General features: G+C 70.4%; 19 protein-coding genes. 9 read left to right on the top strand and 10 right to left on the bottom strand.

The window, feature by feature from the left end:
• Positions 1 to 25: 25 nt before the first annotated feature.
• On the bottom strand, positions 26 to 355 hold the full coding sequence (locus ABZX11_RS45400; protein ID WP_176177522.1) for a plasmid stabilization protein: 330 nt from the start codon (positions 353 to 355) through the stop codon (positions 26 to 28).
• Between the two features lie 121 nt (positions 356 to 476).
• Here ABZX11_RS45400 and ABZX11_RS45395 point away from each other — a divergent pair, with 121 nt between their 5' ends.
• Positions 477 to 1,442, top strand: coding sequence for an LLM class F420-dependent oxidoreductase (locus ABZX11_RS45395; RefSeq protein WP_354924956.1), 966 nt, complete (start codon positions 477 to 479; stop codon positions 1,440 to 1,442).
• A gap of 8 nt (positions 1,443 to 1,450) precedes the next feature.
• Here ABZX11_RS45395 and ABZX11_RS45390 read toward each other — a convergent pair whose 3' ends face one another.
• Complete coding sequence (locus tag ABZX11_RS45390; protein ID WP_176177523.1) at positions 1,451 to 1,816, bottom strand: STAS domain-containing protein; 366 nt, start codon at positions 1,814 to 1,816, stop codon at positions 1,451 to 1,453.
• Positions 1,817 to 2,110: 294 nt separating this feature from the next.
• Between ABZX11_RS45390 and ABZX11_RS45385 the strand changes: the two genes are divergently transcribed.
• Positions 2,111 to 2,839 (top strand): GAF and ANTAR domain-containing protein, encoded by a 729-nt coding sequence (locus ABZX11_RS45385; RefSeq protein WP_176177524.1) that lies wholly within the window; start codon positions 2,111 to 2,113, stop codon positions 2,837 to 2,839.
• A 182-nt stretch (positions 2,840 to 3,021) separates the two neighbouring features.
• Here the strand turns inward: ABZX11_RS45385 and ABZX11_RS45380 are convergent, their stop codons facing one another.
• Complete coding sequence (locus ABZX11_RS45380) at positions 3,022 to 3,234, bottom strand: hypothetical protein (protein WP_176177525.1); 213 nt, start codon at positions 3,232 to 3,234, stop codon at positions 3,022 to 3,024.
• A gap of 169 nt (positions 3,235 to 3,403) precedes the next feature.
• On the opposite strand from ABZX11_RS45380, the gene ABZX11_RS45375 reads away from it, so the two are divergent.
• Both ABZX11_RS45375 and ABZX11_RS45370 read left to right on the top strand, forming a co-directional pair.
• On the top strand, positions 3,404 to 3,601 hold the full coding sequence (locus ABZX11_RS45375; RefSeq protein ID WP_176177526.1) for a hypothetical protein: 198 nt from the start codon (positions 3,404 to 3,406) through the stop codon (positions 3,599 to 3,601).
• Positions 3,602 to 3,617: 16 nt separating this feature from the next.
• Entirely contained in the window at positions 3,618 to 4,559 is a 942-nt protein-coding gene (locus ABZX11_RS45370) for a Ku protein (protein WP_354924954.1), read from the top strand.
• Positions 4,560 to 4,563: 4 nt separating this feature from the next.
• On the opposite strand, the gene ABZX11_RS45365 is transcribed toward ABZX11_RS45370, so the two are convergent.
• Positions 4,564 to 5,196, bottom strand: coding sequence for a UdgX family uracil-DNA binding protein (locus ABZX11_RS45365; protein WP_354924952.1), 633 nt, complete (start codon positions 5,194 to 5,196; stop codon positions 4,564 to 4,566).
• 88 nt (positions 5,197 to 5,284) lie between these two features.
• On the opposite strand from ABZX11_RS45365, the gene ABZX11_RS45360 reads away from it, so the two are divergent.
• Positions 5,285 to 5,701 carry a CBS domain-containing protein gene (locus ABZX11_RS45360; protein ID WP_176177529.1) on the top strand — a complete coding sequence of 139 codons (417 nt, stop codon included), beginning with the start codon at positions 5,285 to 5,287 and terminating at the stop codon, positions 5,699 to 5,701.
• 58 nt (positions 5,702 to 5,759) lie between these two features.
• On the opposite strand, the gene ABZX11_RS45355 is transcribed toward ABZX11_RS45360, so the two are convergent.
• From ABZX11_RS45355 to ABZX11_RS45330, 6 genes are all read right to left on the bottom strand, one after another.
• Positions 5,760 to 6,065 (bottom strand): DUF3040 domain-containing protein, encoded by a 306-nt coding sequence (locus ABZX11_RS45355; RefSeq protein ID WP_354924950.1) that lies wholly within the window; start codon positions 6,063 to 6,065, stop codon positions 5,760 to 5,762.
• A gap of 65 nt (positions 6,066 to 6,130) precedes the next feature.
• The gene (locus ABZX11_RS45350) at positions 6,131 to 7,897 is read right to left on the bottom strand and encodes an IlvD/Edd family dehydratase (protein WP_354924948.1); all 1,767 of its coding nucleotides are present in this window, start codon (positions 7,895 to 7,897) and stop codon (positions 6,131 to 6,133) included.
• Positions 7,898 to 8,158: 261 nt separating this feature from the next.
• Positions 8,159 to 9,580, bottom strand: a complete 1,422-nt coding sequence (locus tag ABZX11_RS45345; protein WP_176177532.1) for a GH1 family beta-glucosidase — start codon at positions 9,578 to 9,580, stop codon at positions 8,159 to 8,161.
• 2 nt (positions 9,581 to 9,582) lie between these two features.
• Positions 9,583 to 10,440 carry a carbohydrate ABC transporter permease gene (locus ABZX11_RS45340; protein ID WP_176177533.1) on the bottom strand — a complete coding sequence of 286 codons (858 nt, stop codon included), beginning with the start codon at positions 10,438 to 10,440 and terminating at the stop codon, positions 9,583 to 9,585.
• Complete coding sequence (locus tag ABZX11_RS45335) at positions 10,437 to 11,426, bottom strand: sugar ABC transporter permease (RefSeq protein ID WP_354924946.1); 990 nt, start codon at positions 11,424 to 11,426, stop codon at positions 10,437 to 10,439. The genes ABZX11_RS45340 and ABZX11_RS45335 overlap by 4 nt, the downstream gene beginning before the upstream one ends.
• 4 nt (positions 11,427 to 11,430) lie before the next feature.
• Positions 11,431 to 12,735 carry an extracellular solute-binding protein gene (locus tag ABZX11_RS45330; protein WP_354924944.1) on the bottom strand — a complete coding sequence of 435 codons (1,305 nt, stop codon included), beginning with the start codon at positions 12,733 to 12,735 and terminating at the stop codon, positions 11,431 to 11,433.
• A gap of 250 nt (positions 12,736 to 12,985) precedes the next feature.
• On the opposite strand from ABZX11_RS45330, the gene ABZX11_RS45325 reads away from it, so the two are divergent.
• The 4 genes from ABZX11_RS45325 (at position 12,986) to ABZX11_RS45310 (ending at position 20,746) form a co-directional block, all read left to right on the top strand.
• Positions 12,986 to 13,981, top strand: coding sequence for a LacI family DNA-binding transcriptional regulator (locus tag ABZX11_RS45325; RefSeq protein ID WP_176178423.1), 996 nt, complete (start codon positions 12,986 to 12,988; stop codon positions 13,979 to 13,981).
• 444 nt (positions 13,982 to 14,425) lie between these two features.
• Positions 14,426 to 17,344: a glycoside hydrolase family 48 protein gene (locus ABZX11_RS45320; RefSeq protein WP_354924942.1), complete on the top strand. Its 2,919-nt coding sequence runs from the start codon at positions 14,426 to 14,428 to the stop codon at positions 17,342 to 17,344.
• A gap of 10 nt (positions 17,345 to 17,354) precedes the next feature.
• Positions 17,355 to 18,884 (top strand): cellulase family glycosylhydrolase, encoded by a 1,530-nt coding sequence (locus ABZX11_RS45315; RefSeq protein ID WP_354924940.1) that lies wholly within the window; start codon positions 17,355 to 17,357, stop codon positions 18,882 to 18,884.
• Between the two features lie 35 nt (positions 18,885 to 18,919).
• Positions 18,920 to 20,746 carry a glycoside hydrolase family 6 protein gene (locus ABZX11_RS45310; RefSeq protein ID WP_176177538.1) on the top strand — a complete coding sequence of 609 codons (1,827 nt, stop codon included), beginning with the start codon at positions 18,920 to 18,922 and terminating at the stop codon, positions 20,744 to 20,746.
• Positions 20,747 to 20,978: the final 232 nt, after the last annotated feature.

Here is a 20,978-nt window from a genome sequence, read left to right as displayed (position 1 = left end):
TCGTGATCAGGGGTTTCGGAGACGGTCACCGGCCCAGCGCCCGTTCGAGCTCCTTCTTGGTCATCTTCGAGCGGCCTTCGATGTTCTTCTTCTTCGCTTCGTTGTAGAGCTGGTCCCTCGTCGGGCCGCCCGGGCCCTTCCGGTTGCCGGACCGCTCGCCGCCGCGCTGCTGCGGCGACTTGTCCTTCAGCGACGTCTTGCTGGCCTGCCGGGATTCACCCGACTGCGCGCGGTTCTTGTTCACCGTCCGGGCCGCGATCTCCTTGGCCCGTTTCGTGCTCGCGCCGCGGTCCTCGGCGGAGTCCTTGATGTGCTCGTACTGGCGTTCGCGCTTGCCGCTCCACGACTGAGGCATGCCGGCTCCCTTCGTCTCGCGGGGTGGGTACCCGCTGCCTCCCGGAGCAAACGTCGCGGTCGTGGTTGGTTACCGCGCGCTGTACCCGGGTACGCGCAGGTTCGACCGTGAGGAGGCGCCGATGCGGATCGGCTACACCCTGATGACCGAACAGGCGGGCCCGGGCGACCTGGTCCGGTTCGCCGCCGGCGCGGAGCAGGCCGGCTTCGATTTCGAGGTCATGAGCGACCACTACTCGCCATGGCTGGACGAACAGGGCCACGCGCCCTACGCGTGGGCCGTGCTCGGCGCGGTCACCCAGGTGACCGAACGCGCCGAGCTGATGACCTACGTGACCTGCCCGACCATGCGCTACCACCCGGCGGTGGTCGCGCAGAAGGCGGCGACCATCCAGGCCCTTTCCGGAGGCCGGTTCACCCTCGGCCTCGGGGCGGGGGAGAACCTCAACGAGCACGTCATCGGCCGCGGCTGGCCGCCGGCCAACGTCCGGCACGAGATGCTCGCCGAGGCCGTGCAGATCATCGGCGGCCTGTTCGACGGCGGCTACTTCGACTACGAAGGCAAGCACTTCCGCGTCGACTCGGCGAAGCTGTGGGACCTGCCCGAGAAGCGCACGCCGATCGGCGTCGCGGTGTCCGGGTCGCAGTCGGTGCGGCGGTTCGCGCCGGTCGCCGACGCGATGATCGCCGTCGAGCCGAAGGCGGAGCTGTCCCAGGAATGGGACGCCACGAAGCTCGGTGGCGCGCCGAGCCGCAAGATCGGCCAGCTGCCGGTGTCGTGGGGCACCGACCGCGACGCCGCGGTGAAGCGCGCGCACGAGCAGTTCCGCTGGTTCGGCGGCGGCTGGAAGGTCAACGCCGAGCTGCCGGGACCGGCCGGGTTCGCCGGCGCGACGCAGTTCGTCCGCGAGGAGGACGTCGCCGGCTCGATCCCGTGCGGCCCGGACGTCGAGCCCATCGTCGAAGCCGTGCAGGAGTTCCGGAAAGCGGGCTTCACCGACGTGGCGCTGGTCCAGATCGGCGGTGACCAGCAGGAGGGCTTCCTCGACTTCGCCGAGAAGGAGCTGCTCCCGGCTCTGCGCGGGTAACGGCCTGCTCAGGCCGGTGCGGGGGCGGGCCGGTGCTCGGCGAGGGCCAGGCGCCGGTCCGCCCCGGTCACCCGCAGCGCCCGGCGGACCGCCGGGTTCGTCCCGGTGACCACCAGCAGCTCGGTGCCACCCTCCTGGGCCTGCAGGGCCGCGTGCAGCAGCACCCGCAGCCCCGCCACCCCGAGGAAGTCCACTTCGGACAGGTCGACCACCAGCCGCTCCGGCGTCGCCCACAGCCGGTCGGACAGCAGCGTGGCCAGGTGGCCGGCCGTCGCGCTGTCGAGGTCGCCGCGGGCGGTCACCAGTACCGCGTGCGGGGCGGGCCACGTCGTGCGCAGCCGCAGGTTCGGGTGCCGGGTGCGGAGGGGGTTCATGCCGGTTCGCCACCGTTCTGGTGCGGCGCGGCCGCAGCGCCGCGCTCCGGGGATGCGAGCGGCTGCTGGTTGAACCGTGTCACCGAGCCTGACCCCGGCGCCGCCGGCCCGCAACCGTCGTTGCTCCGAACGGGCGTGCGCCGCGCCGCGGCGGTGACCGCTCGTGCCCGGCGCGACCGGGATGCAGTAATGTCGCGCTGGACCCGTTAAAGCGCTAGCGGCCCACTAGTGGCGCGCGCCCGGGTCCTCCCTGGTTGAGAGCGCCCTGTCCGAAGAAAGAGGGGCGTCACCAGGATGACGGGCGGCCATGAGCAGCTCACCGCGCGGCTGGACGAAGTCACGCTCGCGATGGAGTCGCTGACCGCGATGCTGGACGGCGAGCTCGACCTCGGCCAGATGCTGCAGGCCGTGTGCGACCACGTCGTGCAGGTGGTGCCGGGCGCCGACATGGCCAGCATCACCCTGGTGCGCGACGGCGTGCCGGAGACGGTGGCCAGCACCGACCAGCGCGCGGTCAACTTCGACCGCGAGCAGTACCGCATCGGGGACGGGCCGTGCCTGCGCGCCGCCGAGACCGGACAGCCGGTCCGCGTCGGCGTCGGCGCGGTCGGGGACCTGTGGCCGCAGTTCGTCACGTCGGCCGAGCAGCTGGGCGTGGCCAGCTTCCTCGCCGCGCCGCTGACGGTGGACGAGGACATGTCCGGCGCGGTCAACCTCTTCGGCTTCGGCGAGCACGGCTTCAGCGAGCTGGGCACCAAGATCCTCGAGCTGTACACGGCGACGGTCGTCATCGGCCTGCGCAGCGCCCGCCGGTACTTCGCGGCCCGCGAGCTGGTCGACCAGCTGAACCGCGCGCTGGAGACCCGCGCGGTGATCGACCAGGCCAAGGGGATCCTGATGGCGGCCCACCGCATCACGGCCGAGGAGGCCTTCCAGCGCCTGGTGAAGCGATCCCAGGACGGCAACCGCAAGCTCCACGAGGTCGCCGCGGAGTTCGTGGCCGCGGTCGCCACCACCGCCTGACGCACCGCCCGTACCTGGACGGTCGGCTCGCGTACCCGGACGGTCGGGCCGCGTACCTGCAAGGTCGGACAGCAAGCCGACCGTCCCAGTACGCAGACCGACCCTTCGGGTACGCAGTCCGACCGGCTGGGTACGCAGGCCGACCCTCCGGGTACGGAGGTCGACCGGCTGGGCCGGGCGGGTCAGCCGGCGGGGACTTCGTCGGGGGGTGCGTCGGACTCGACCGGGGCCGGTTCCGGGCGGTGCTTGCTGCGCTGGCACGTCGTGCAGACCAGGGTGCGGCCCAGCACCGTGCCGTCGTCGGCGACCACCTGGGCCACGTGCATCGTCGGGAAGCCGCAGACCTCGCAGGGCAGTGAGCCGTCTTCGCGGCTGATGCGGAGCTGGGTGCCCATCCGGCCTCCTGCTGTGACGTGGCTCTCACCACCTTGCCCGTGTCCGCGGCCCAACCCGGCCGAATTCACTCGTTCGGCCTAGTCGTGTCGGATCTTCGGTGACACCTGTGTCGCCCGCGGTGAACCTGGGTAACCCGCCCGCGAACCACCCGCCGGAGGGGAGCGAAACATGCGAGACAAGCGGAACGACCTGCGGCCGGTGTCGGACCTCCTGGTCGACGGCACCGACTCGCCGGAGCTGGAGCACGTGCGCCACAAGGCCGCGCTGGCCGTGGCGGCGCGGGCGAAGGACCCCGAGGACTGCGCGCGGCTGCTGGAGATGCTGGGCCTGCACCGGAGCGGCCGCCGCAGCAGCGACGTCGCCTGAGCGCGGGGAGGACGACATGGCCCGACCGGTGTGGAGCGGCGCGCTGAGCCTGGGTCTGGTCACCGTGCCGGTGGAGCTGTACCCGGCGGTGGCGGACCACACGATCCACTTCCACCAGTTCGAGCGCGGCACGTCGGACCGGATCCGCAACCGCCGCGTCAACGAGCGGACCGGCGAAGAGGTCACCCAGGGCGAGATCGTCAAGGGCTACGACCTCCGCGGCGGCGACCACGTGCTCGTCGAACCGGACGAGCTCGACGAGATCGCGCCCGAGCGCTCGCGCCGGATCGACATCGAGCAGTTCGTCGAGCTCGACGAGATCGACCCGTGGTTCTTCGACAAGACGTACTGGCTCAAACCGGCGAAGGAGGACTTCGCCAAGGCGTACGGCCTGCTGCTGCAGGCGATGGACCGCAGCGAGAAGGCGGGCGTCGCGAAGTTCGTGTTGCGCGGCAAGGAGTACCTCGCCGCCGTCCGGGCCGGCGAGGACGTCATGGTGCTCAACACGCTGCACTTCGTCGCCGACCTGCGGAAGCCGAAGGACGTCATGGGGGAGCTGCCGTCCCTGCCGAAGCCGCGGCCCAAGGAACTCGACATGGCGCTCGCCCTGGTCGACGAGATGACCGCGCCGTGGAAGCCCGAGGACTACCGCGACGAGTACTCGAAGCGCGTCGAAGAGCTGATCAAGGCGAAGGAAGCCGGCAAGGAGATCGCCCACGAGGAGGAGCCGGAGCCCTCCGCCGACGTCGTCGACCTGTTCGAGGCGCTCTCGCGCAGCGTGAAGAACCGCAAGAGCGGCGGCAAGGAACCGAAGAAGAAGGCCGCGAAGAAGCCGAAGCAGCCGGAATTGGCCGAGCTGTCGAAGTCCGAGCTCGACAAGCTGGCCCGCGAGCAGGGCGTGAAAGGCCGGTCGAAGATGACGCGCGCCGAGCTGGAGAAGGCCCTGAAGGCGTCGTGACCGGCTACCGCAGCAGTTTCGCCGCGGCCCGCAGATCGGCGACGAAGCCCGCGTAGGCGTCTTCGCGGTCCGGTGCCCGGAGCACCGCCGACGGGTGGACCGTCGCCACGGCCGAGGGCACCAGGCCGGCCAGCTCCTCCGGCGGCTCCACCGGCTCACCGCGGTGGGCGGTGAGCCGGAACTTCGGGCCCAGCAACGACTGCGCGGCCGTCGCGCCCAGCAGCAGCACCAGCTCCGGGCGCACCGCGCGCAGCTCGGCCAGCAGCCACGGGCGGCAGGCGACCACCTCGGTCCGGCCCGGCTTCTGGTGGATCCGGCGCTTGCCGCGCTCGTCGCGCTTGAACTTGAAGTGCTTGACCGCGTTGGTGACGTACAGCGAGCCCCGGTCGAAGCCCGCTTCTTCGAAGGCACGGTCCAGCAGCTTCCCGGCGGGTCCGACGAACGGCTCGCCCGCCAGGTCCTCCTTGTCGCCCGGCTGCTCGCCGACGACGAGGACCCGCGCCCCGGCCGGGCCTTCGCCGAAGACGGTCTGGGTGGCGTCCTGGAAGAGGTGACAGCCCTGGCAGCCGGACGCCGCCGACCGCAACCGGTCGAGATCGGTGGTGTCCGGCGGCTCGGCACCGCGGGAATCCGGCATGTGGCGGGAAATTCCCCCTCCGGTACGGGGGTAAACCCGCCCGGCCGGGGTAGCCGGAGGGCAACGGACCGGAAGGAAGGAGTTCAGGATGACCACCGCACGCGACATCATGACTCCGGACGCGACCTGCGCCCGCGAGTCCGACACCGTGCACGACGCCGCGGTCACGATGGCGCAAAAGGACGTCGGCGCCCTGCCGATCTGCGGCGAGGACAACCGGCTCAAGGGCATGATCACCGACCGCGACATCGTGGTGAAGGTGCTGGCCGAGGGCAAGGACCCGCGCGCCCTGCACGTCGGCGAGCTCGCCCAGGGCGAGGTCGTGACGATCGGCGCGGACGACGACGCGCAGGAGATCCTGCGCACGATGTCCGAGCACCGGGTCCGCCGGCTGCCGGTGATCGACGGGCACGAGCTGGTCGGGATCGTCGCGCAGGCCGACGTGGCCAGGGCGCTGTCGAACCCGAGCACCGGCGAGCTGGTCGAGGCCCTTTCCTACGACTGAGCCCGCCCCGCACACCGAACGGCCGCCCGTGGCGACACGGGCGGCCGTTTCGTGTGTGTCAGGCTTGGTCCGCCGTCGGCGCAATGTCCTCAGTGGACTCCCGCACCGACTCGGCGTGGGCGATGTGCCAGGCCACCAGCGCGCCCGCGCTCACCGTGCCCCAGAGCACCAGTTCGGCGTCGCGGGCGAAGAGGCCGACGACGAGCATCACCACCGCGGTGATGTCGCACAGCACCAGCAGCAGCGGCCACCGCCGGAGCGAGCGCAGCTTGCGGCCGCTGAAGGCGGCGGCGAACGCGGGATCGCTCGCCTGCAGCTCCGCCTCGATCTCGCGCAGGACGTGGCGTTCACGATCCGGGAGCATGGGGGGCCTCCTCGCCTCGGCTATCGGACTGGATACCCGGTTTCCCGGCTTCCGAAGCGGGAAACTCAGTGGTTGTCGCGGGGGATGCCCTTGGTCGCGGCGATCCGCTGGTAGGCCACGGCCGGGCGCAGCACCATGCCGTCGCACAGCTGGTCGACCATCGACCGCTGGATCTCCTGCCACGGCGTCTGCGATTCCGGCACCGGGTAGCCGCCCGCCTCGGCCAGCTCCCGGTGGCGCCGCGCGAGTTCGTCGTCGGGGATCAGCACGTCCGCGGTGCCGGCGCCGAGGTCGATCCGGACCCGGTCCCCGGTCCGCAGCACGGCGAGCCCGCCACCGGCCGCGGCTTCGGGGGAGGCGTTGAGGATCGACGGCGAGCCGGAGGTGCCCGACTGGCGGCCGTCGCCGAGGCACGGCAGCTCGTGCACGCCCCGCTTGATCAGCGCCGCGGGCGGCCGCATGTTGACCACCTCCGCCGAGCCCGGGTAGCCGAGCGGGCCCGTTCCGCGCATCACCAGCAGCGTGTGCTCGTCGACGCCGAGATCCGGGTCGTCGATGCGCGCGTGGTAGTCCTCGGGACCGTCGAACACGACCGCGGTGCCTTCGTAGACGCCCCCAGCAAGGTACCGCCGGCGGAACTCCGGCGAGATCACGCTGGACTTCATGATCGCCGCGTCGAACAGGTTGCCCTTCAGCACGAGGAACCCGGCGTCCGGGGTGAGGGCGGTGTCGAAGGTCCGGATGACGTCCCGGTCGCCGGCCTCGGCGTCGCGGCAGTTCTCGCCGAGGGTGCGGCCGTTGACGGTCGGTGCGTCCTCGTGGATCAGCCCGTGCCGCATCAGCTCGTGCACCACGGCCGGGACGCCGCCGGCGCGGTGGAACTCCTCGCCGAGGTACTTGCCCGCGGGCTGCAGGTCGACCAGCAGCGGGACGGCGTGCCCGAGCCGCTGCCAGTCCTCGAGCGGCAGGTCCACGCCGACGTGCCGGGCGATCGCGCCGAGGTGGATGGGGGCGTTGGTCGAGCCCCCGATCGCGGAGCTCACCACGATGGCGTTCTCGAACGCCTCGCGCGTCAGGATGTCCGACGGCTTGAGGTCCTCGCGGACCAGCTCGACGATCCGCAGCCCGGTCCGGTAGGCCATCCGCGCCCGGTCCCGGTGCGGCGCGGGGATGGCGGCGCAGCCGGGCAGGCTCATCCCGAGGGCTTCGGCGAGCGCGTTCATCGTCGACGCCGTGCCCATCGTGTTGCAGTGCCCTGGCGAGGGCGCCGAGGACGCGACGAGCTCCATGAACCCGGCGTCGTCGATCTCACCGGCGGCGAGCAGCTCCCGCGCCTTCCAGATGATGGTGCCCGAGCCGGTGCGCTCGCCGTTGAACCAGCCGTTGAGCATCGGGCCCCCGGACAGCACGATGGCCGGGATGTCCACGGTCGCGGCGGCCATCAGGCACGCCGGGGTGGTCTTGTCACAGCCGGTGGTGAGCACGACGCCGTCGATGGGGTAGCCGTAGAGCGTCTCGACCAGGCCGAGGTAGGCGAGGTTCCGGTCGAGGGCCGCGGTCGGGCGCTTGCCGGTCTCCTGGATGGGGTGCACCGGGAACTCGATGGCGATCCCGCCCGCTTCGCGGATGCCTTCGCGCGTCCGGTGGGCCAGCTGCAGGTGGTGGCGGTTGCAGGGGGTGAGGTCGGAGCCGGTCTGCGCGATCCCGATGATCGGCTTGCCGGACTGCAGCTCCTCCCGGGTGACGCCCCAGTTCATGTACCGCTCGAGGTAGAGCGCGGTCATCCCGGGGTCGGCGGGGTTGTCGAACCAAGCTTCGCTGCGCAGTCCCATACCGGCCAGTCTGGCGGCGCGGTTCGCGGAATGCACGTACTCGCGGGCTGCGGTGCGGGACTTGTCCGGGCCGGAGGTCCTCGGCCGCGACGGGTCGCGGCCGGCGCAGCGAGGACCGCGTCGGCCGCGAAGGCCGGCGCCCGGGCCGCCGCCGAGAACCTGGTGCTTGCCACGCGCAGCCGAGGCCGCGGCGCGGTTCGCGGAATGCACGTACTCGCGTCCGTGGAGGCCACCCGCGCCGGTGGCCTCCACGGTTCGCGGTCAGCCCAGCCCGTTGAGGCCGATCACCCGGGAGTACCAGTGGGCACTCTGCTTGGGCGTCCGCCGCTGCGTCGCGTAGTCCACGTGGACCAGGCCGAACCGCTTCGCGTAGCCCTCGGCCCACTCGAAGTTGTCCAGCAGCGACCAGTAGAAGTACCCGCGCAGGTCGACGCCCGCCTGGATCGCGTCGTGCGCGGCCCGCAGGTGGGAGTCGAGGAACGCGACGCGGTCGGTGTCGACGATGTCGCCGCCGTCGGAGACCACGTCGGGGTAGGCCGCTCCGTTCTCCGTGATGTACAGCGGTACCGAACGGTAGCCGCGGTGCACCTGCAGGAGGGACTCGGTCAGCCCGGCCGGCTGGACCTCCCAGCCCGAGTCGGTGCGGGGGGCCGCCGGGTCCGGGACGAAGTGCACGTCGGCGGCGCCCACCCACTCCGGGCCCGCCGGCTCGCTGCCCGGCACCGGGCGGCCCGCGACGCGGTAGTCGCGGTAGTAGTTCACGCCCAGCCAGTCGACGTGCGCGGCGATGACCGCCGCGTCCTCGTCGCGGACCACCTCGCCGAGGCCGAACGGCTCGAGGTCGGCGACCAGGTCGTCCGGGTAGCCGCCGCGCAGCACCGGGTCGAGGAACAGCCGGTTCTGCAGGCCGTCGATCCGCCGGGCCGCCGCGACGTCGGCGACGTTCGCCGGGTCGTGCGGCGCGACCGGGTACAGGTTCAGCGTGATGCCGGCCTGGGTGCCCGGGGCGTGCCGCCGGATGATGTCCATCGCCAGGCCGTGACCCAGCAGCAGGTGGTGCGTGGCGGCGACGGCCGCCGGGTGGTCGGTGCGGCCGGGCGCGTGGATGCCGCCCGCGTAGCCGAGCATCGCCGCGCACCACGGCTCGTTGAGCGTCGACCAGCTGGCGACGCGGTCGCCCAGCCGCTCCAGCACGGTCTCGGCGTACTCGGCGAACCGGTAGGCGGTGTCCCGGTTCGCCCAGCCGCCCTGCTCCTCCAGCGTCTGCGGCAGGTCCCAGTGGTAGAGCGTCGCCCACGGCTGGATCCCGGACTCGAGCAGGCAGTCGACCAGGCGGTCGTAGAAGGCCAGCCCGGCGGTGTTCGCCTCGCCGCCGTCCGGCCGCACCCGAGGCCAGGCCAGCGAGAACCGGTAGGCCCCGAGGTTGAGCCGGCGCATCAGCCCGACGTCTTCGGAGTACCGCCGGTAGTGGTCGGCCGCCGGTTCGCCGTTGTCGCCGCCCCGGACCGCACCCGGGCGGCGGGCGAAGGCGTCCCAGACCGAGTCGGTGCGCCCGTCGGCCGTCGTGGCCCCTTCCACCTGGAAGGCCGCGGTGGCGGCGCCCCAGACGAAGCCGGGCGGGAACATCAACGCGGTCTCTGCCCGGACGTTCTCGGCCCGAACGCTGTCGGGATGTACGGACATGTTCACCCTTTCACGGCACCTTGCATGATCCCGGCCACGATCTGGCGGCCGAGGAGGACGAAGACGATGAGGATGGGGATGGTGGCCAGAGTCGTGCCGGCCAGGACGAGCGAGTAATCGACGTAGTAGCCGCTCTGCAGCTTCTCCAGGGCCACCTGGACGGTGGGGTTGCCGGCGTCCAGCACGACGAGCGGCCACAGGAAGTCGTTCCACGACATCATGAACGTGAACATCGCGAGGATCGCCGCGGCCGGGCGCACCGCGGGCATGCAGACGTTCCAGAAGATCCGGATCATGCTGCAGCCGTCGACGCGCGCGGCCTCGATGAGCTCGTACGGCAGAGCGTCCACTGTGTACTGACGCATCCAGAACACCCCGAACGCGGTGACCAGGTTGGGCACGATCACCGCCTCGAGGTGCCCGGCCCAGCCCAGCTCCGACATCGCGATGAACAGCGGGATGATGCCGAGCTGGGTCGGCACGGCGAGCGTGACGACGATGAACACGAACAGCCCGTTCTTCCCGCGGAACCGCAGCTTGGCGAAGGCGAACCCGGCCAGCGACGAGAACAGCACCGTGGTCAGCGTGACCGTCCCGGAGACGATGACGCTGTTGGCCAGCGCCTTCCAGAACGGCACGCTGTCGAAAACGCGCTGGGCGTTCGCGAAGAAGTTCCCGCCGGGCAGGAACGGCGGGATGCGCTCGGTGAGCACCCCGTTGTCGCGGCTGGCCACCAGGAACGACCAGTAGAACGGGAACAGCGAGCCGAGCACGAAGATCGCCAGCACGACGTAGGTCGCCTTGCGCGGCCTGCCGAGCGTGGCGACGCTCTTGCGCAGCCCGGTCTGGAGGGTTGTCATTTCTTCTTCACCGCCGGAGTACGGGCGAGCCGGCCGGTGAGGAAGAAGTTCACCAGCGCGATGAGCACGATGACGAGGAACAGCACCCAGGCGATCGCCGAGGCGTAGCCGAGGCTCGAGTTCTCGAACGCCATCTGGTACAGGTACAGCGTCACGGTCTGGAACTGGTTGGTCGAACCGCCGTTGTTCGACCCCGGCATGGCGTCGAACAGCTTGGGTTCGGTGAAGATCTGCAGGCCGCCGATCGTCGAGGTGATGGTGACGAAGATCAGCGTCGGCTTCAGCAGGGGCAGCGTGACGTTGAAGAACCGGCGCCACAGGCCCGCGCCGTCGATCAGCGCCGCCTCGTGGAGCTCCTTCGGAATGGCCTGCATGGCCGCCAGCACGATCAGGGCGTTGTAGCCGGTCCAGCGCCAGTTCACCATGATCGCGATGGCCACGTGGCTGGCGAACCGGTTGGCCTGCCAGTCGATCGGGTCCAGCCCGAGGGTCTGCAGCACGCCGTTGATCAGCCCGTACTTCGAGCCGAACAGGTTGGCGAAGATGATCCCGATCGAGACGAGGCTGGCCGCGTACGGGAGCAGGATGCCGACCCGCCAGCCGGTCGCACCGCGCAGCCGGGCACCGAGCAGCGCGGCCAGCATCACCGCGATGATCAGCTGCGGAACGCTGGAGAGCAGGAAGATGCTGATCGTGTTGACCAGCGCGTTCCAGAACTGCGAGTCGGCGAACAGGTCCTTGTAGTTGTCGACGCCGATGAAGTCCGGGTCGTCACCCCCGGCCTTCCACTTGAACAGCGAAACGTAAGCGGTGTAGAGCAGCGGGAACAGGCCGACGATCCCGAACACGATGAAGAACGGTGCGACGTAGAGGTACGGCGACACCTTGACGTCCCACCGGCTCAACCGGTGACGGAAGGTGGGCCGGGGAGACACCCGCTCCCCGGCCTTACTCCCTTCTGGCGCGACCTTGTCGATGACGGTCATCAGCTCAGCGCGTGATCTTCTTCGCGGACTCGACCATCTGGTTCCAGCCGTCCGCGGCCGACTTGCCCTGCTCGACCGCCTGCAGGGCCGGGCTCGAGGCGTTTTCCTGGATCTGGCCGTCGCCGGGGCCCTTGTACTGCGGCTTCTGGACCTTCTTGGCCTGCTCGGCGAACAGCTCACCGATCTTGGCGCCGCCGAAGTAGGCGTCGGTCTGGCTGAGCAGGGCCGGGTCGGTCAGCGCCTTGACCTGGCTGGGGAAGTTGCCCTTCGCCTGGAACGCCTTGATCTGCTGCTCCGGCGCGGTCAGCCACGCGGCCAGCTCGGCGGCTTCCTTCGGGTGCTTCGACTGGGTCGGCACGGTCAGGTACGAGCCGCCCCAGTTGCCGCCGCCGCCCGGGAAGGCCGCGGTGACGGCCCACTTGTTCGCGTTCTCCGGGCCCGCCTGCTCCTTGATCACGCCGAGCATCCAGGACGGGCACACCTTCGTGGCGAACGCGCCCTGCTTGAAGCCGGTGTTCCACTCGGGGCTGAACGCGGTGAGCTTGGCGGACTCGCCCTTGGCGACCGCGTCGGTCACCTTGGTCCAGGCGTCCTTGATGCCCTGGTTGGACTCGACGGCCAGCTTGTCGTCGGTGTTGATGTAGCCCTCGGGCAGCTGGTTGACCATGGCGTTGAAGTTCTGCGCGGCCGAGTCGAACCAGGCCTTGCCGGTCTTCTTCGAGTAGTCCGCGCCGGCCTGGAAGTAGCTGTCCCAGGTGGCGAACAGCGGCTTGACGGCTTCGGGGTCGTCCGGCAGGCCGGCGTTCTTGAACATGTCCTTGCGGTAGCACATCGCGAGCGGCCCGATGTCGGTGCCGTAGCCGATGACCTTGCCGTCCTTGGTCTTGGCGGCGTCGTACTTCCAGCCGAGCCAGCGGTCGGGGGAGGCGTCGGCCGGCCCGATCTTGCTCAGGTCGTTGAACTTCGACCCCTTGTCGAGGAAGTCCGACAGGTGGCCCTCTTCCAGCGCCGTGACGTCGGCGAGGCCCGAGCCGGCGGCCAGCTTGGTGGTGAGCTCCTGGTGGTAGGGGCCGCCCTGACCGGTCTTGCGGTGGGTGATCTTGATGTTGGGGTGCAGCCGCTCGTATTCCGGGATGAGGGCCTCGTAGCCGAACTCGGTGAAGGTGGCCAGCGTCAGGTCCACGTGCTCGTTGGGAGCCGCCGCGGCCGGGGTCTGCTGGTCACCACCGCCTCCGTTGCAGGCCGTGGCGCCGAGCGCCGTCATCGTGATGCCCAGTGCCAGGACCAGGCTGTTCCGGATCGTTCTCACGTGTCCAACCACCTTGTTGACGGGAATGAGCGCTCTCACTGCTGGGAGCCGATCTGGGAGCGCTCCCAGGTGTGGCAGAGTCTGCTGGGGGTGTTCACCCGTGTCAAGGGGTTGTAACCGGAGCGTTTCCTGCGAGGAGCGCTCCCGGACGCGCGGGGGCGTGAACGTTAAGCTGAGACGGTCAGAGTTGCAGAGGGTGAGCGAGGGCGGTGCCGTGGGGCCTCGAGCAGGCGATGAAGAACGGCCGACACTGGAGGACGTCGCGGCGTTCGCCGGCGTTTCGCGGTCGACGGCGTCGCGGGCGTTGAACGACGACGCCTACGTCAGCGCGGCGGCGCGGGAGAAGGTCCTCGCCGCGGCCCGCGACCTGGGCTATTCGCCGAACCAGGCGGCCCGCTCGCTGGTCACGCGCCGCACCGGCGCGGTCGCGGTGGTGCTGTCGGAGCCGGAGTCACGGCTGCTCGACGACCCGTACCGCGCCGCCGTCATGCGAGCCGGCTACCGCGAGCTGGCCGACGTCGGCCGCCAGATGGTGCTGATCTTCAGTGACATCCGCGAAGACCTGAGCCGCACGGTCCGGTTTCTCGAGGGCGGCCACGTCGACGGCGCGCTGGTGTTCGCGCCGCACCGGGCCGACCCGCTGCCCAAGGCGCTGCGGCTGCTGCGCATCCCGGTGGTGTTCGGGGGCCAGGCGGCCGGCATCCGCCGGGGCGTGCACGTCGTCGACTTCGACAACGAGGGCGGCGCCCGCCTGGCGGTCCAGCACCTGGTCGCGGCCGGGCGGCGGCGGATCGCCACGATCGCGGGCCCGCAGGACCAGAGCGCCCCGATCGACCGGCTCGCCGGCTGGCGCAAGACCCTCCTCGACGCCGGGCTCGACCCCGCCGACCTGGCCGAAGAGGCCGACTTCACCCTTTCGGGCGGGGCGAACGCGATGTCGGCCCTGCTGAGCAGGCACCCCGACCTCGACGCGGTGTTCGTCGCGAGCGACATGATGGCGGTCGGGGCGTTCCGCACCCTCGGCGCGACCGGCCGGCGCATCCCCGACGACGTCGCGGTGGTCAGCTTCGACGACAACGCCACCCTGGCCCCGGCCATGGACCCGCCGCTGACGTCGGTCCACCAGGACCCCCGCGAGCAGGTCCACGCGATGGTGGAAACCCTGATGCAGCTGCTCGACGACCAGAACCTGAAGCCGCGGCAGCACATCCTCCCGGTCTCCCTGGCGGTCCGCGCCTCGAGCTGACCGCCCGTGTCGTCCACCCGGATACGCGTGTCGTCCGTCGGGGCACGTGTGTCGTCCGGCTGCGTCCGGGCGGCCGTCGTGCCGCACCGGACGGCACTTGTCCATGGGTGGACGACACGCGTACCGGAATGGACGACACACCGCCATGACTCGATGGGTGGGAACGTTCCGGCCCGAGATGCACGCCTTTGGCGGTAAACGGCGTTTTCTCGGTACTTTAGGTGACCGATTCGCTGGGCTGAACGGGTGATGGCGCACCTTAAGGGTGCGGCTGTTCAGGAGCGTTCAGTTGTCCGGCGCTCGCCGGGCGCGCAAGTGTGACATCCGCGGTCGCGGTGTCCTTCTGACTCGATTCTTTACATCCAGGTTTCCGGCTGGCTACCGTCTGCGCCTGGAAGCGCTCCCAGATCGCTGGCTCCCTACGGACAAAGGAGTTCCGCAGCCATGCGTTCCTCTCCTCGAAAGCGCGCCCGTGCGCTGGCACTGGCCTCGGCCGTGCTGGCGGTCACGGGCGCGGTGGTCGCCCCACCACCGGCGCTCGGCGCCGACATCGCCTGTTCCGTCACCTACACCACCAACGACTGGGACACCGGGTTCACCGCCAACGTCTCGCTGCGCAACGACGGAGCTCCGTTCGACAGCTGGAAGGTCGGCTGGACGTTCCTGGACGGCCAGAAGGTCCAGCAGGGCTGGAGCGCCACCTTCGCCCAGTCCGGCGCCGCGGTGACCGCGACGAACCTGTCCTACAACGGCCACCTGGGCACCGGGGCCAGCACGTCGTTCGGGTTCAACGGCTCCAAGGGCTCGGCCAACCGGCCGCCGACGGACTTCTCGGTCAACGGCACCGCGTGCACCGGCGCCAACAAGGCGCCGACGGTCACCCTGACCGCGCCGTCCTCGACCGGCACCTACTACGCCCCGGCGACGATCCCGCTGGCCGCGACGGCCGCCGACAGCGACGGCACGGTGAGCAAGGTCGAGTTCTACGCCGGTGACACGCTGCTGGCCACCGACACGGCCGCGCCGTTCGAGGGCAGCTGGGGCAACGTCCCGGCCGGCACCTATTCGATCACCGCGAAGGCCTACGACAACAAGGGCGCGAGCACGACCTCCAGCCCGGTCAGCGTGAAGGTGCTCTCCGGGCCGACGATCGTGGCCACCCCGGCGACCGCGCAGGTCAAGCAGGGCGGCACGACGACGTTCGCCGTCTCCCTCGCCGGCGCCCCGTCCGCGCCGGTCACCGTCGCCGTCGCGCGCACGGCCGGGAGCACGGACCTCACCGCGTCCCCGGCGAGCCTGACGTTCACGGCGTCGAACTGGAACGTGCCGCAGAACGTCACGGTCGCCAGCGCCGACAACGGCGGCGACCTGGGCAGCGCGACCTTCACCGCGAGCAGCAGCGGCTACACCGCGGCCACCGTGACGGTCAACGAGATCTCGTCGTCCACATCGGACTATCAGCTCGCGTTCCTCACGCAGTACAACAAGATCAAGGACCCGAACAACGGGTACTTCCGCAAGTTCGGCAACATCCTGGTGCCCTACCACTCGATCGAGACGCTGATCGTCGAGGCGCCGGACCACGGCCACGAAACGACGTCGGAGGCGTTCAGCTACTACCTCTGGCTGGAGGCGTCCTACGGCCGGGTGACCGGTGACTGGGCCCCGTTCAACCAGGCGTGGACGTCGATCGAGACGTACGCGATCCCGTCGGCGGCCGACCAGCCGGGCAACTCCGGCTACAACGCCAGCAAGCCGGCCACCTACGCCGCGGAGTACCCGAGCCCGAAGAACTACCCGTCGCAGCTGCAGTCCAACGTCTCGGTCGGGGCCGACCCGATCGCGGCGGAGCTGAAGGCGGCCTACGGCTCGCCGGACGTCTACGGCATGCACTGGCTGCTCGACGTGGACAACATCTACAAGTTCGGCCACTGCGAGGACGGCACCAACACCGCGCCGGCGTTCATCAACACCTTCCAGCGCGGCTCGCAGGAATCGGTGTGGGAGACGGTCACCCAGCCCAGCTGCGACCTGCTGAAGTTCGGCGGCAAGAACGGGTACCTCGACCTGTTCACCGGGGACTCCTCCTACGCCAAGCAGTGGAAGTACACCGACGCCCCCGACGCGGACGCCCGGGTCGTGCAGGTGGCCTTCCAGGCCGAGAAGTGGGCACAGGCCCAGGGCAAGAGCGCCGATGTCGCGGCCGTGCTGAAGAAGGCCTCGAAGATGGGCGACTACCTGCGGTACTCGCTGTTCGACAAGTACTACAAGAAGATCGGCAACTGCGTCGGCGCCTCGAGCTGCCCGGCCGGCACCGGCAAGGAGAGCGAGCACTACCTGATTTCGTGGTACTACGCGTGGGGCGGCTCGGCCGACACGGCCAGCTCCTGGGCGTGGCGGATCGGCGACGGTGCGGCGCACCAGGGGTACCAGAACCCGCTGGCCGCGTACGCGTTGTCCGCCGATGCGGGCCTGAAGGTCACTTCGTCGACCGGTGCCACCGACTGGGCGACCAGCCTGAACCGGCAGATGGAGTTTCTGCAGTGGCTGCAGTCGTCCGAAGGCGGCCTCGCCGGCGGCGCGACCAACAGCTGGGACGGCCAGTACGGCACCCCGCCCGCGGGCACGCCGACGTTCTACGGGATGTACTACGACTGGCAGCCGGTCTGGCACGACCCGCCGAGCAACCAGTGGTTCGGCTTCCAGACGTGGGGCATGGAGCGGATCGCCGAGTACTACCAGGCGACCAACGACCCGCGGGCCAAGAAGATCCTCGACAAGTGGGTGCCCTGGGCGATCGCGAACACCACGGTCGGGGCGGGTGGCAGCTTCCAGATCCCGTCCGACCTGACCTGGAGCGGCGCGCCGGACACCTGGAACGCCACCAGCCCGGGTGCGAACACCGGCCTGCACGTCGCGGTGAAGAACTACAGCCAGGACGTCGGGGTCGCGGCCTCGCTCGCCAAGACGCTGCTCTACTACGCGTCCGGGTCGAGCAACGCCCAGGCCAAGACGGTCGGGGAGCAGCTGCTGAACGCCCTGTCGGCGAACACCGACACCAAGGGCATCGCGGTGCCGGAGACCCGGTCGGACTACGACCGGTTCGACGACAAGTACAACGCCACCACCGACCAGGGGCTGTACGTGCCCTCCGGCTGGACCGGCACCATGCCGAACGGCGACGCGATCAACTCCAGCTCCACGTTCCTGTCCATCCGGTCGTTCTACAAGAACGACCCGCAGTGGCCGAAGGTCCAGGCCTACCTGGACGGCGGGGCCGCGCCGACGTTCACCTACCACCGGTTCTGGGCGCAGTCGGAGATCGCCACGGCGTTCGCCGCGCACGTCGCCCTGTTCGGCTGAGAGGCACTTGATGAAGCGACTGCTCTCGCTGGTGGTCGCCGCACTGGTCGGGGGCGCCGTTCTCACGGCGTCCCCGGCCACCGCGGCCCCCGAAAGCACGGCCGCGGCCGGGACCGGCACCGGGTTCTGGCACGCGTCCGGATCCCGGCTGTTCGACGCGACCGGTGCGCCGGTCCGGATGACCGGGATCAACTGGTTCGGTGCGGAGACGGCCAACTACTCGCCGCACGGGCTGTGGAGCCGCAACTACCGGGACATGCTCGACCAGATGGCCGGGCTCGGGTACAACACGCTGCGGCTGCCGTACTCGAACCAGCTGTTCGACGCCGGGTCCGCACCGGTCAGCATCGACCAGGTGGCGAACCCGGACCTGCAGGGCCTGTCCGGCCTGCAGGTGCTCGACAAGATCGTCGCCTACGCCGGCACCAAGGGCATGCGCGTGCTCCTGGACCGGCACCGGCCGGACTCCGGCGCGCAGTCCCCGCTCTGGTACACCGGCGCCTACTCGGAAAGCCGGTGGATCTCCGACTGGACGATGCTGGCCCAGCACTACCAGGGCAACCCCACGGTGATCGGCGCGGACCTGCACAACGAACCGCACTCGATCCAGGGTGGCGGGGGCGCGTGCTGGGGCTGCGGCGACACCGCGACCGACTGGCGGCTCGCCGCCGAACGGGCGGGCAACGCGGTGCTCGCGGCGAACCCGGACTGGCTGATCGTGGTCGAAGGCGTCGATTGCGTCGCCGGCACCGGCGATCCGGAGTGCGGCTGGTGGGGTGGCAACCTCTCCGGGGCGAAGCAGTTCCCGGTGCGGCTGTCCAAGCCGGACAAGCTGGTGTACTCCGCGCACGAGTACGCGACGTCGGTGTTCGCCCAGAAGTGGTTCTCCGATCCGGCGTTCCCGGCGAACCTGCCCGCGCTGTGGGACCACTTCTTCGGCTACCTGCAGAAGCAGAACATCGCGCCGGTGCTGCTCGGCGAGTTCGGCTCGACGCTCGCCGACCCGCGCGACAAGGTCTGGCTGCAGGAGCTGATGAAGTACGCCGGCACCGGCACGTCCGGGATGAGCTTCACCTACTGGTCGTGGAACCCGAACTCGGGCGACACCGGCGGCATCCTCAACGACGACTGGACCACGGTCAACCAGACCAAGCAGGCGATCCTGCAGCCGTACCTGATCCCGCCGGTGGGCTCGGGCGGCGGCACGACCGACCCGCCGCCCGCGGCGAGCTGCGCGGTCACCTACCACGTCGACAACACCTGGCAGGGCGGCTTCACGGCCACCGTGACGCTGAAGAACACCGGCAGCCCGGCGCTGAAGAACTGGGCGCTCGGCTGGACCGTCCCGTCCGGGACGCAGATCACCGGCGGCTGGAACGCGACCGTCACGCAGTCCGGGCAGCAGGCGACGGCGAAGGCCCCCACCTGGGCGCCCGACCTCGCCGGCGGTGCCTCGGTGGCGATCGGCGTCCAGGCGACCGGCCCCTCGACCGGCACGCCGGGCGGCTTCGCCGTCGGCGCGACCGCCTGCACCACCTGACCCACCCCACCGAACAACCATAAGGAGCGCACTCGATGAAGAGTGAATTCTGGTCCGCGAAGAGGAAGTCACGGTTCGCCGTGGCCTCCTCGGTGACGGCGGCGGCGATGACCGCCGGATTGCTGGTGGCCGGGGGCAGTCCGGCGGGCGCCGCCACCGGCTGCAAGGTCACCTACACGGTCAACCAGTGGGACACCGGCTTCACCGCGAACATCGCCGTGACCAACCTGGGCGACGCGGTTTCCTCCTGGAACGTCGAATGGGACTTCGGCGGCAACCAGCAGGTGCAGCAGGGCTGGAGCGCCACGTTCAGCCAGAGCGGCAAGCACGTGAGCGCGAAGAACCCGTCGTGGGGCGGGAACCTGGGCACGAACGCGACGGCCAGCTTCGGCTTCAACGGCTCGTACTCGGGCACGAACGCCATCCCGACGTCGTTCTCGCTCAACGGCGCCCACTGCGACGGCACGCCGACGACCACGACGCCGACCACGCCGACGACGACCCCCACGACGCCGACCACTCCGACGACACCGACCACCACTCCCACCACGCCGACGACGGTCACCACGACGCCGCAGCCCGGGACCCATGTGGACAACCCGTACGCCGGGGCCAAGGGGTACGTGAACCCGGACTGGTCGGCGGAGGTGAGCGCGGCGGCCGCGGCGAAGGGCGGCACGCTCGGCGCCCAGATGGCCAAGGTGGCCAACACCTCCACCGCGGTCTGGCTGGACCGGATCGCCGCGATCGCCGGCACGGCGGACTCCCGGGGCCTGCGCGGGCACCTGGACGCGGCGCTGGCCCAGGCGAGCGGCGGCACGCCGGTGACCATCCAGATCGTCGTCTACGACCTGCCGAACCGCGACTGCGCGGCGCTGGCGTCCAACGGTGAGCTGAAGGCCTCCCAGAACGGCCTGGCCCGGTACAAGAGCGAGTACATCGACCCGATCGCGTCGATCCTGTCCGACGCGAAGTACGCGCCGCTGCGGGTCGTGGCGATCGTCGAGCCGGACTCGCTGCCGAACCTGATCACGAACACCTCGATGGCGGCGTGCGCGGAAGCGCAGTCCAGCGGGGTGTACACGCAGGGCATCCAGTACGCGCTGAACAAGCTGCACGCGATCTCCAACGTCTACAACTACCTGGACATCGCGCACTCGGCCTGGCTGGGCTGGGACAGCAACTTCCAGCCGTTCGTCAACCTGGTCAAGCAGACCCTGCAGGGCACCACGGCCGGCGTGAACAGCATCGACGGCTTCATCAGCGCCACGGCCAACTACACGCCGCTGACCGAGCCCAACCTGCCCGACCCGAGCCTCACCGTCGGCGGGCAGCAGCTGAAGTCGGCGACGTTCTACCAGTGGAACCCGTACTTCGCGGAGGTCCCGTTCGCCACCGCGATGTACAACGCGTTCGTCGCGGCCGGCCTGCCCAGCGGCATCGGCATGCTGGTCGACACCTCGCGCAACGGCTGGGGCGGGTCCGCCCGGCCCAGCGGGGCATCGGGCTCCACTGTGGACGCGTACGTGAACTCGGGCCGGATCGACCGGCGGCTGCACCGCGGCAACTGGTGCAACCAGAGCGGAGCGGGCCTGGGCGTCCGGCCGACGGTGGCTCCCCAGGCGCACTTCGACGCCTACGTCTGGATCAAGCCGCCGGGTGAGTCCGACGGCGCGAGCCAGCAGATCCCGAACGACGAAGGCAAGGGCGCGGACCCGATGTGCGACCCGACCTTCCACGGCACCCAGCAGGCCAACGGCGGCAACCTGACCGGCGCGCTGCCGAACGCCCCGCTGTCGGGCAAGTGGTTCGAAGCCCAGTTCGAGGAACTGGTCCAGAACGCCTACCCGCCGGTGTCGTGAGGCTCCTCCGGACGCCGGCTGTCTCCCGGCTGCGGACCGCAGCCGAGGGGCGGCCGGACCGGAGCGGGGCTCGTTGAGACCCCGGGCCGGGCGGTGCCGCGCAGCCGCCGCCCGGCCCGGCCTCCACCACGGCGGCAGCCCGCGGACGCCGACCTGTTCCCCGGATCACTGCGCAGCTGAAGCCGCCCCCGCGGCCGACTAGGGTGGACGGCATGAGTGTCGTGAAGATCAA

Origin of the sequence: Amycolatopsis sp. NPDC004169 (assembly GCF_040610315.1) — a bacterium.
Classification (GTDB): Bacteria; Actinomycetota; Actinomycetes; order Mycobacteriales; family Pseudonocardiaceae; genus Amycolatopsis.
This window is presented reverse-complemented; position numbering and strand designations above follow the sequence as displayed.